This window comes from Nonomuraea sp. NPDC050643, from assembly GCF_040654715.1.
Classification (GTDB): domain Bacteria; phylum Actinomycetota; class Actinomycetes; order Streptosporangiales; family Streptosporangiaceae; genus Nonomuraea.
The window spans coordinates 1-11,179 of the sequence record NZ_JBFAIM010000056.1 but is presented as its reverse complement, the minus strand read 5'-3'; the positions used below and the strand labels follow the sequence as shown (position 1 = coordinate 11,179).

The following is an 11,179-nucleotide window of genomic DNA, read 5'->3' as shown; positions in this document are numbered from 1 at the left end:
TCGGGGGTTCATGGTGCCTGATCAGCGGATTCATGAGCGTCCGGCCGCGTCAGCCGAATGGCTGCGCGACGCGCGCGCCGCGCGCACGCTCTCCGTGGTCACGCTGGTCTGGCTGGGTGTGGAGAGCACGCTCGGGCTGGCGGCCGGCCTGGCCGCGCACTCGGTGGCGCTGATCGGCTGGGGGTTGTCCGCACTGGTGGAGGCGGCGGCCAGCCTGATCGTGGTGTGGCGCTTCACCGGGGCCCGCACGCTGTCGCCGAGCGCCGAGCACACCGCCGGGCGGGCGGTGGCCGTGAGCTTCTGGCTGCTCGCGCCCTACCTCGTCGTGCATGTCGCGCACGACCTGGACGCCGGGCATCGGGCCGTGCCGAGCGTGCTGGGGATCGTGGTGACGTCGTTCAGCCTGGTCAGCATGCCGGTGCTGGGCGTGGTCAAGCGGCGGCTGGGGGCTCGGCTGGCCTCGCCGGCCACGTCGGGCGAGGGGACGCAGAACCTGATCTGCGCGGCCATGGCGGGGGGCGTGCTCGCCGGGCTGTGGCTCAACACCGCGGGGTGGTGGTGGGTGGATCCGGCGGTGGCCGTGGCACTGGCGGCGGTCGCCGTACGAGAGGGAAAGCGGGCCTGGCATGGTCACGCATGCTGCCATTGACCGCCACAGTACGTAATCGCCGCACCAAAAGGGCTGTTTTGCCACAATGACTGCACCGAGTATCGTTCCCGGAGTATTGCGGAGTATCTCCCGCTAGGGTCTCCGGAAGGTCTCAAACACACCTAAGAGGACATCGTGGGGCGACACCGCACAGACGAGCTCGACGGCGGATACAGAGCCAACGAACCCTCACCCCGCAGGAGGGCCAGGAACGGCCGCGGCAGGGTGCTCGTACCGCTGGCCGGAGCCGTCGCGCTGGCGGTGCTTCTCGGTGTCGCCGCGTTCGTCATCTTCAACCGCGACCACGACTGCTCCGGCGGCAAGCTGGCCCTGCGCGTCGTCGCGACCCCGGACATCCAGCCCGCGCTCAACAAGATCGCCGGCAACTACAACAAGGCCATGCACTCGATCGACACCAAGTGCGTCGAGGTGACGGTGACCAAGGAGGCGGCGGCCAGGACGGCCAACGCGCTGGCGGCGGGCAAGATCGGCGCCGACTTCTGGGTGGCCGACTCCAGCCTCCTCATGGAGAGCCTGCGCGCGACCCCGGCGGGCGCGAAGCTGCCGGAGGTGGACGGCTCGATCGCGGCCTCGCCCGTGGTGCTGGCGGCGGCCAAGTCGGCGGCGTCGAAGCTGTCCGGCGCGCTGCAGCCGAGCTGGGTCGCCATGATCTCGGCCGCGAACGTGGCCAACGTGGACGGCCCCGGCAAGAAGGTACGCGTCCTCGCCCTCGACCCGCAGAAGAACTCCGCCGGCCTGGCCGCGCTGCTGGCCGCCGCCGGCACGGCCAAGGAGGCGGGCCAGGACAAGGCCCTGGTGGGCGCGCTGAAGGAGCTGTCGGGCCAGCTCGCCTCCGACTCGACGGCGCTGCTCGCGAGCCTGACCGTGAAGTCCGGCAGCAAGGTGCCCGTCGGCGTCACCTCCGAGCAGGCCATCTACGCCCACAACACCAAGAAGCCCGAGGCCCCGGTGGTCGCCCTCTATCCCAAGGAGGGCACGCTCAGCCTCGACTACCCGGTCACCATCCTCGCCAGGGACCCCCAGGTGCTGAAGGCCGCGACGGACTTCAAGCAGGACCTGTCGACGGAGTCGGCCAAGAAGATCCTGCGCGAGGCCGGCTTCCGCAGCGCCGACGGCAAGGCGGGCGCGGCCCTGTCGGAGGACAAGGGCTTCACCGCCGAGAACCCCGTGGCCCTGGACCCGCCCGACAGCGCGACCGTGACGCGGATGGTGCAGACCTGGTCCAGGCTGAACCTCGGCACCCGCCTGCTCACCCTGCTCGACGTCTCCGGCACGATGGCGCTGCCCGTGCCCGGCACCGGCATGACGCGGATGCAGGCGATCAACAAGATCGCCACGGAGGGGCTCGGGCTCTTCCCCGCCGGTTCCGAGATGGGCCTGTGGACGTTCTCCACGCATCTGGACGGAAAGGGCAAGGACTGGAAGGAGCTCGTCTCGGTCGGGCCGCTCAGCGAGTCGATCGACGGCCTGCTCCGCAAGGAGTCGCTGGCCAGGACGTTCGCCCAGATCACGGCCAAGTCCACGGGCGACACCGGGCTGAACGACACGGTCAAGGCGGCGTACGGGCAGCTCACGAAGACGTACCAGGAGGACAAGGTCAACACCCTGCTGATCCTCACGGACGGCGCGGGCAACGACGATCCCGACGGCGGCGTCAAGAACGCCGAGATCCTGCAGTACCTGAAGAAGACCTACAACCCGAAGCGGCCCATCAGCATCCTGCTCATCGCGTTCGGGCCGGACGCCAAGAAGGGCAAGCAGCAGATGGAGTCCCTGGCCAAGGCCACGGGCGGCGAGGCGTACATCGCCGAGAACATCCTCCAGGTGCGCGACTTCTTCCTGCAGGGCATGGAGCGCCGCCTGTGCACCCCGAACTGCGACGGGTGATCCCCGCCTGACCCGCCTGACCCCTTTGGCCCCTTTGGCCCATCATGCCTGTTCGGCATGGTGGGCGAACCTGGCCGATCGAGGCCGCGTCCTCTCCGCGTGGGGCTGAGTGCAGCTCTGAAATCGCGGGGAGGAAGTCCGTGCCCGGATGGCCGTCCATCGACCGTGCCGACGATCACGTGCTGGTCGAGGCTCTGCTGCGCGCCGACGCCGATGCTCCCGCCCGGCTCTACGACTCCTACGGCGAGCGGCTGCACGACTACGCCTTCTCCCTCGCCGGGTCGGCGGACATCGCCGCCGACGCCGTCCACGACGCCCTGGTCACCGCCCAGGGCCGGGCGGACCGGCTGAAGGTGCCCGGCAGGCTGCGCGCCTGGCTGTACGCCCTCACCAGGTTCCAGGTACGCGCCCGCCTGGCCCACCGCACCGGCACCCCCGCCGAGGGCCTGCCGATGCCTGAGAGCGGCGGCTCCGAGCTGGCCGACCAGGTCTACGCGACGCTGGGCGAGCTGAGCGGGGGTGAGCGCGAGATCCTTGAGCTGTCGCTGCGCCACGGGCTGACGGCGTCCGAGGCCGGCGCGGTGCTCGGGCTGACCTCCCGGCAGACGGCGGCCCGGCTGGGCAGGGCCCGTGAACACCTGGAGGTCGCCGCCGCGGCCGTGGTGCTGGCCAGGACCGGCCGGGCGCACTGCCCCGACCTGTCGGCGATGCTGGACTCCTGGGAGGGGCCGCTCACCCCGCTGCTGAGGCGGCGGCTGTCCGCGCACGTCAGCGGGTGCGAGGTGTGCACGGAAAGGCGGCACCGGCAGGTCTCGGCCGGGCGGCTGCTGGAGATGGTGCCGGTGGCGTACCCGGCGATCTCGCTGCGCCGACGGGTGATCGACACGTGCGTCAGCCCCGAGCAGGACCAGACCCGCACGCTGATCACCGATCGCGGCGACAGCTTCGACCGGGCGGGCTTCCCCGTGACGCCCGAGCGCCACCGCTCGCACCGGCGCGGGTCGCGCCGCCTGGCCCCGGTGCTGCTGGCGGGGGCGTGCCTGCTGGCCGCGACGGGTGCCATGGTGGCGATCAACGGCCGCGGCGCCTCCGACGACACGGCGCTGCGGCCCGCGCCCTCCCCCACGGTCACCCCCGAGGAGAGCCCCACGCCCGAGCCCGTGATCGAGGAGGACGAGCTCACGCCGGCGCCGACGCCGAGCCGTACCCCCACCGCCAGGAGCACGCCCGGCGGACGGCCCACGGCCGCGCGCCCGAGCGGCCGGCCCGCCGCCGTTCCGGCCCCCACCCGCCGCAGGCCCGCGCCCGGGGCCCGGCTCGGTGTCTCATGTCCGGAGACCGTCGGCGACACGGCCAGGATCGGGCTCAGGGCCCGCAACGGCGCGGTCTCGTGGGTCGCGACCGCCTCACAGGGGCTGGAGGTGCGCCCGGTGAGCGGGTCGATCAAGGCGGGCGCCGGTGCGACGATCTGGGTGACGGTGGCCGACCCGGCCGGCCCCGGCAGTGGCCGGGTCTCCTTCACCTCCAGCGGCGGCACCGCGACCTGCTCACTGAGCTGGCCCGGCACCAGCGAGACGCCCCCGCCGCCCACCGGCGAGCCCGAGGACACCGACGAGCCGACCGCGTCGCCGAGCGAAGGCGTGGCGACCATTTCGGCGGGCGCGAGCAAAGACGGCGTCAACGTACAGTAGATCCACAGATTGGGCAGACAAAGCGGGATAAATCGGACCCTGACTCGTAGATCCTAGGTTACATAGGGCATTCTGGTGTGCTTGGGGACCGCGTCGGGTCCGGAGGATGCTTGACCATGTGCTGAAGGTCACATGAGAAATCTCTGCCTGCCGGTAAACCGCAGCGCGTCGCCAAGCGTCGGCATTGACGTGTCCAGGCGTGGATTGGTCCCATGAACTGCGATCAGTCGAGCTTTAACCAGTAGGAGCAGGAGAAAAACAGGAGATGGTGAAGCAGCACCGCAGAGCTCTGGCCTGGCTGGTCGGGCTCGCCTGCATAGCGGGAGCGGTAGTCGCGCTGTTCGACATCGAGACACCGCTGCGCCCGTTTCTCATCTCCTTGTTCCTTCTGGTCGTTCCAGGGGCGGCCGTAGTGGGACTGTTGCGTGATCGTGACCCCCTTGCCGCACTATCCGTAGGAGCTGCGGCGAGTCTCGTACTGAACGTGCTCCTGGCCGAGGCCATGCTGCTGTTCAACGCGTGGTCGCCTCGAGCCGGTGTCGCGACGGTCGCCGTGCTCGGCGGGTTCATGTACGTGCTTCGGGTCTTGTACCGGGGGAAGAGCATGCAGACCGAACAGGGGGCCAGGGCAAGGTGAACATCCAGGTAGTTCGGCCGGGAGAGCTCGGGGGCTCCGAGCGCGCCCGATGGCGAGAGCTGCAGAAGGCCGACCCCAGTCTGGACAACCCGTTCCTGTCCGTCGAGTTCGCCGTGGCGATGGACCGCTTGCGCGACTACGTGAGGGTGGCGGTCATCTCCGATGGGGGCGGCATCGCGGGCTTCTTCCCGTACGAACGGCACAGCTTCGGCATCGGCAAGCCGCTCGGCGGCTTCCTGACCACGTGTCACGGCCTGATCTCCCCACCCGAGCTGAAGCTCGACGCCAAGGCTCTGCTGCGGGCCTGCAAGCTCAGTGTGTTCGACTTCGACCACCTGGTGGCGGGGCAGCCGACGTTCGCGCCCTACGAGGCCGACGTCCGGCCCGCGCCGGTGATGGACTTCACCGCCGGCTTCGAGGCGTGGCTCGAGCAGGTCAAGTCCAACTCCCCGAAGAACCTCAAGACCGTCCGCTACAAGGAGCGCAAGCTCGGGCGGGAGCAGGGCGAGCTGCGCTTCGAGTGGGCCTCGGCCGACCCCGAGGTGCTGCGCACCCTGCTGGCCTGGAAATCGGACCAGTATCGAAGGACTGGCCGGGTGGACAGGTTCGCGCAGCCATGGATTGTCGAATTGACGAACATGATGCATGCCGAAAAGTCATCGGACTTCGCGGGGGTCCTCACCATGCTTTATGCCGGGGATGTCCCGGTGGCCGGGCATTTCGGCCTCCGTACCGCCACCACGCTTGTAGGGTGGTTCCCCGCCTACGACACCGAGTTCGGCCGCTATTCGCCGGGCATCGTGCACCATCTCCAGATGGCCGAGGCCGCCGCGAATGACGGGCTCCACATGGTGGACATGGGCAAGGGCGGCAAGGAGTACAAAGACTGGCTCAAGAGCGGTGTCCTGTACGTCGCCGAAGGCCGTATCTCCAGACCGTCCCCGTCCGCGGCGGTCCACTGGATGGGCAGAACTCCTTTCAACAAAGCCCGAACAATTGTCATGGATCGACCGTCTCTTTATAGAGCGGCCGACCGTGTCCTCAAGGGCTTCGGCCGGGTCCGCAGCTCGATGCAGCAGCAAGAGTCACCAACGCAGTAGGCCAACGAACCGACCGAAGCAACACTGAGCGCTCCACCACCCCCTCTGGCACGGCACCACCCACCCTCACACTCCACAGGACCCGTCAATGCACCGTCCACCGGCTTCGCCATTCCCGCAGCACCCGGGAGTGGTTCCCTCCGGTCCGCAGCGCCGGGTCTCGGAAGGATCTACCTCGCCATGAGTCCCGAGATCACCAAGCACAACGGCAAGGTCCAAGTCGCCCCCTTGCGTTCGATGCCGCCCCCTTCGAGCTTCACACCCGTCACACCGCACCTGGCCATTTCCCCGACGGTGAGCGTGGTCGTGCCGGCGATGAACGAGGCGGAGAACCTGCCGCACGTCTTTGCCACGATCCCGCAGTGGGTTGACGAGATCGTGCTCGTCGACGGCAACTCCGTCGATGACACGGTCGCCGTGGCCAGGCGGCTGCGGCCCAACGTGAAGGTCGTGACGCAGACCGGCAAGGGCAAGGGTGACGCCCTTTCCGCCGGTTTCGCCGCGTGCACCAGCGACATCATCGTGATGATCGACGCCGACGGCTCGACCGACGGCCGCGAGATCATCAACTTCGTGGGCGCGCTGGTGACGGGCGCCGACTTCGTCAAGGGCTCCCGCTACGCCTCCGGCGGCGGCAGCGACGACCTGACGGTCAACCGGCGGCTTGGCAACAGGGTCCTCACCGGGATCGTCAACGTCATGTACAGCACCAAGTACACCGACTTGTGCTATGGCTACAACGCCTTCTGGGCCCGTCACCTCGACGTGCTCGACCTCGACTGCGACGGCTTCGAGATCGAGACCCTGATGAACGTGCGCGCGGCCAAGGCCGGGCTCAAGGTGCACGAGGTGCCCAGCCACGAGCACAACCGCATTCACGGCGAAAGCAACCTGCACGTCGTACGAGATGGCTTCCGCGTGCTCAAGACCATCCTGAGGGAGTGGCGTCGCCAGCCCTCTCCCCCTCAGCCTGAGCCGACCGCCACTCCTGCCGCTGACCGAGGCGTCGCTTAAAAAAGGATCGTTGTGAACACGTCTGTTGTCATCTGCGTCTACACCGAGGACCGGTGGGAGGACATCAGGCAGGCAGTCGAGTCGGTCGAGAACCAGACACGCCCGGCATACGAGCTGATCCTGGTGGTCGACCACAATCCGGACCTGCATCTCAAGCTCAAGCGCGAATATCCGCAGGCCATCGTGGTGGAGAACACGCACGAGCAAGGGTTGTCCGGCGGCAAGAACACCGGCACGGCCACGGCCGGCGGTGAGATCGTCGCGTTTCTCGACGATGACGCGGTCGCCGATGCCGGGTGGCTGGAGGCTTTGGAGGAGGGCTTCCAGGAACCCGGCGTGGTGGGTGTGGGCGGCCGTACCGAGCCCATCTGGGCCTCGGGCGAGCGGCCGGGGTGGTTCCCGTACGAGTTCGACTGGACGGTCGGTTGCACCTACCGCGGCATGCCCGCGGTCAGGGCGCCGATCCGCAACGTGATGGGCGGCAACGCCGCCTTCCTGCGTGAGGTCGTGTCCGAGGTGGGCGGTTTCCACAGCGGCATCGGGCGCAGCGTCCAAGGGCGCAAGTCACGCCCTCTGGGGTGTGAGGAGACCGAGTTCTGCATCAGGCTGACCCAGCGCAGGCCGGGCTCGGTCATGCTGTTCGAACCGCGCGCGATGATCGGGCACAAGGTGTCCAGGCAGCGCGAGCGGTTCGCCTACTTCAGGTCCAGGTGCTACGCCGAGGGGTTGTCGAAGGCCCTGGTGACGCAGGAGGTCGGCACGCAGGACGGGCTGGCCAGCGAGCGGGCGCACGCGATGAAGACGCTGCCGCTCGGCGCGCTGCGCGGGATCGGCGAGGCCTTCCGGGGCGACGTGGGCGGGCTCGGCAGAGCCGCCGCGATCGTGATCGGGCTGGCCTGGACGACCTGGGGTTACGTGGTGGGTTCCGTACGGTTGAAGGCGGCACGCTCATGATCCGGGTTCCGATCCTGATGTACCACTCCGTCTCCGACACGCCCAACGACGAGACGCGACCGCACTCGGTCCGGCCATCCGACCTGGCCGAGCAGCTCGCGTACCTGAAGGAGAGCGGGTTCACCCCGCTCACCCTCGGGGACCTGGTGGCCGCGCTCAACAAGATCGACGGGCGTACGGTGCCGGAGAAGCCGATCGTGGTCACCTTCGACGACGGCTACGCCGACTTCCACAGCCGTGCGCTGCCCCTGCTCGAGCGCTACAACTTCCCGGCCACGGTCTTCCTGACCAGCGGCTGGGTGTCCGACGCGGGCAAGGACGCGGCGGGCCGGCCCCTGGACGACATGCTGTCCTGGGGCCAGGCCCGCGAGGCCGCCCAGACCGGCATCGAGATCGGCGGCCACAGCCACAGCCATCCCCAGCTCGACCAGCTCCGCACCGAGGATCTGCGGCAGGAGCTGCGCAAGAACAAGGGCCTGCTGGAGGAGAAGATCGGGGCGCCCGTCGCCACGATGGCCTACCCGTACGGGTACTCCAGCGCCCGTGTACGAAGAGAAGTACGCAAGGCCGGATATTTCGCGGCCTGCGCCGTGGCCAACACGATCGCCGCGGACCGGCACGACATGCTCGCCATCCCCCGGTTGACGGTCGGCAAGGGCACGACCATCAACATGTTCAAGCGCGCCGTCGAAGGCAACGCCGTACCCCTGATCTACCTGCGCGAACGCATCCTCACCAAGGGATACGCGGTCGTGCGCAGGACGAGGTACGGGCTGCAGCGGGTGCGTAGAAATGTCTAGGGTCTGGGGAAAGATCCTCGTCGACCTCCGTAACCCGCTGTTCCGTCAGGGCTACTCGCTCATGATGAACACGGTGATCACGGGCGTCCTGGGCATGGGCTACTGGCTGCTGGCCGCCCACTACTACACCCCCGAGGAGTTCGGCCGCGGCCAGGCGGTGATCACGGCGATGCGGCTGTTCGCGTCGCTGACGGCGCTCGGGTTCGTGGGCGCGCTGGCCCGGTTCCTGCCGGTGGCGGGCCACCGCACACCCGACCTCATCCTGCGCGGGTACGGCCTGGCCGCCGCCACGGGCGGGGTCGCGGCCGTGGGCTTCCTGCTGACGCTGCCGATGTGGGGGCAGACCTACTCCGTGCTGGCCGGCTTCGGGCCCGGGCTGTTCTTCCTGGCGTCCGTGGTGGTGTGGGCCGTGTTCACGCTCCAGGACGTCGTGCTGACCGGGCTGCGCAGGGCCACGTTCGTGCCCCTGAACAACCTGATCTTCGGCCTGGTCAAGATGGGGCTGCTGGTCGCCGTGGCGGGGGCGCTGCCCTCGGGCGGCATCTTCGTCTCCTGGGTCATCCCGACCGCGCTCGCCCTGATCCCGGTCAACTGGCTGATCTTCGGCGTGATCGTGCCCCGGCACGTCAAACAGTCCGATCCCTTGCAAGAGCCACCGAAACTGCGCGAGGTCGGCAGGTTCCTGGCCGGCGACTTCCCCGGGACGCTGTCGATCCTGGCGATCGTCTACCTGGTGCCCGTGGTGATCGCCACGCAGGTGGGCGAGGCCACGTTCGGGCGCTTCTCGATGGCCCACACACTGGCCAGCATGATCGAGCTGCTGGCCATGAACATGGCGGTGTCGCTGACCGTCGAGGGCTCTTTCGACCGTGCCAAACTCGCCCTGAACTGCCGGCGGGCGCTGCGGCGCGCCTTCATGATCGTCATCCCGATCATCACGGTGGCGATCCTCGGGGCACCGCTCATCCTGACCATCTTCGGCTCCGAGTTCGCCGAGGAGGGCACGCTGCTGCTGCGGCTGATGGCGCTGGCCGTGCTGCCGCGGGTGCTGATCGAGGTCTACCTGAGCGCGCTGCGGGCGCAGAGCCAGGCGCGCAAGCTGGCCGCCGTGCAGATCGGGCTGGCCGTGCTCGTGCTGGTGTCCACCGTGGCGCTCTTCCCGTACTTCCATGTGAACGCGGTGGGGTATGGATTGCTCTTCAGCGAGCTGCTCGTCGCATTTTTGATCTTCGGAAATCTACGTAAAATTCTCAAATACGACGAAAGTGGTAGACCGACTGTCACCCAGGGGTCGTCCGGGGCCGCATGATGGTCAACGTGAGGCAACGGGACGGCGATGGCATGACAACGGGGACCACCGGCTCCTCAGACGTGGACAAGGAGAAGTCGGACGTGCCCTTCGATCCGGACGCTACCGGGATCATCCCCAAGCTGACGTTCGAACCCTCGGGTGAGGGTTCCGGGTCGGCTGAGGACACTCCTGAAGGCGCTGGGGAGGGTGCCGAGCCGGACGCCGACACGACCACGGCGATCCGGCTGCCCTCCATCCACATCGGGCACCCGCCGACGACGGGCTCCGAGGCGCAGGACGACCCCGAGAAGACCTCCAAGGCGCCGACCGCGCCCCGGAAGGCGGGGACGGGGGGTGCTGTCACGGCTGCGAAGCCGGGGGCGGCACCGTCCAAGACGGCGGGCGCCTCTGGGGCGCCGCCGAAGTCCGCCCCCGCCCCCGCCCCCGCTCCCGCCAAGCCCGGGAAGGCGGGGAAGGCCGGTCCCGGGCAGAGCCCGGCGGCACCGGCCGGGTCCCCTGCCGTGGAGCCTGAGGCGGGCGAGACCAAGCCGGGGCTGCGACCGCAACCGGCCAGCGGGCCGCAGAAGGTCTCCGGCGACGAGGCCGACACGAGCCCGGGGGCGGGCGGCAAGAAGCCCGCGACCACCGGTACGCCCGGCGCCTCAGGCGCGAAGCCAGGTGCCAAACCCGGAGAACCATACGCCAAGGGCACATCCACACCGCCCACAAGCACACCACCCAGCGGCACACCCTCCGCAGGCACGCCGCCCACCGGTGCGCCGTCCGCGAGCACGCCGTCCGGCAGCACGCCGTCCGCAGGCACACCGTCCAGCGGCGCACCGTCCGCGAGCGCGCCATCCACCGGCGGGCCATCGACCGGGAAGCAGTCCGGCGGGAAGTCCGCGTCGGATGCGGCGGTCGCGGCGGCGGCCGGGACGATGCCCTTCGCCATTTCGCCCGCCGAAGCACCGCCCGCTGGTGGCGCGCCCTCCAGTGGGACGGCCGCCAGTGGGACGGCCGCTGGCCGGCTCGCCGCAGGGGGTGCCCAGGCCGCAGGGCCGCACGCCGCGGCGGCGTCGGGTGCGGCTTGAAGTAGTCGGTCCACAGCACCCACAGGTGGTGCTTGACCAGCTCG

The 11,179-nt window shown here is 69.2% G+C and carries 10 protein-coding genes; all 10 read left to right on the top strand.

Features of this window, described 5'->3' with window-relative positions; translation table 11 throughout:
* Positions 1–10 precede the first annotated feature (10 nt).
* The gene (locus tag AB0I15_RS48100) at positions 11–649 is read left to right on the top strand and encodes a hypothetical protein (protein ID WP_358112605.1); all 639 of its coding nucleotides are present in this window, start codon (positions 11–13) and stop codon (positions 647–649) included.
* Positions 650–784: 135 nt separating this feature from the next.
* A complete protein-coding gene (locus AB0I15_RS48095) occupies positions 785–2,557 on the top strand; it encodes a substrate-binding domain-containing protein (protein WP_358112602.1) in 1,773 nt (590 codons plus the stop codon).
* Between the two features lie 140 nt (positions 2,558–2,697).
* Entirely contained in the window at positions 2,698–4,248 is a 1,551-nt protein-coding gene (locus AB0I15_RS48090) for a sigma factor (RefSeq protein ID WP_358112599.1), read from the top strand.
* Positions 4,249–4,513: 265 nt separating this feature from the next.
* The gene (locus AB0I15_RS48085; RefSeq protein WP_358112595.1) at positions 4,514–4,885 is read left to right on the top strand and encodes a hypothetical protein; all 372 of its coding nucleotides are present in this window, start codon (positions 4,514–4,516) and stop codon (positions 4,883–4,885) included.
* Between the two features lie 119 nt (positions 4,886–5,004).
* Complete coding sequence (locus AB0I15_RS48080; RefSeq protein ID WP_358112842.1) at positions 5,005–5,985, top strand: GNAT family N-acetyltransferase; 981 nt, start codon at positions 5,005–5,007, stop codon at positions 5,983–5,985.
* Positions 5,986–6,165: 180 nt separating this feature from the next.
* Positions 6,166–6,999, top strand: coding sequence for a glycosyltransferase family 2 protein (locus tag AB0I15_RS48075; protein WP_358112592.1), 834 nt, complete (start codon positions 6,166–6,168; stop codon positions 6,997–6,999).
* Positions 7,000–7,011: 12 nt separating this feature from the next.
* Positions 7,012–7,953, top strand: a complete 942-nt coding sequence (locus AB0I15_RS48070) for a glycosyltransferase family 2 protein (protein WP_358112588.1) — start codon at positions 7,012–7,014, stop codon at positions 7,951–7,953.
* Positions 7,950–8,753: a polysaccharide deacetylase family protein gene (locus AB0I15_RS48065; protein WP_358112585.1), complete on the top strand. Its 804-nt coding sequence runs from the start codon at positions 7,950–7,952 to the stop codon at positions 8,751–8,753. The genes AB0I15_RS48070 and AB0I15_RS48065 overlap by 4 nt, the downstream gene beginning before the upstream one ends.
* Entirely contained in the window at positions 8,746–10,062 is a 1,317-nt protein-coding gene (locus AB0I15_RS48060; RefSeq protein WP_358112582.1) for a hypothetical protein, read from the top strand. Before AB0I15_RS48065 ends, AB0I15_RS48060 begins: the two co-directional genes overlap by 8 nt.
* A 32-nt stretch (positions 10,063–10,094) precedes the next feature.
* Complete coding sequence (locus AB0I15_RS48055; RefSeq protein WP_358112580.1) at positions 10,095–11,135, top strand: hypothetical protein; 1,041 nt, start codon at positions 10,095–10,097, stop codon at positions 11,133–11,135.
* Positions 11,136–11,179 lie beyond the last annotated feature (44 nt).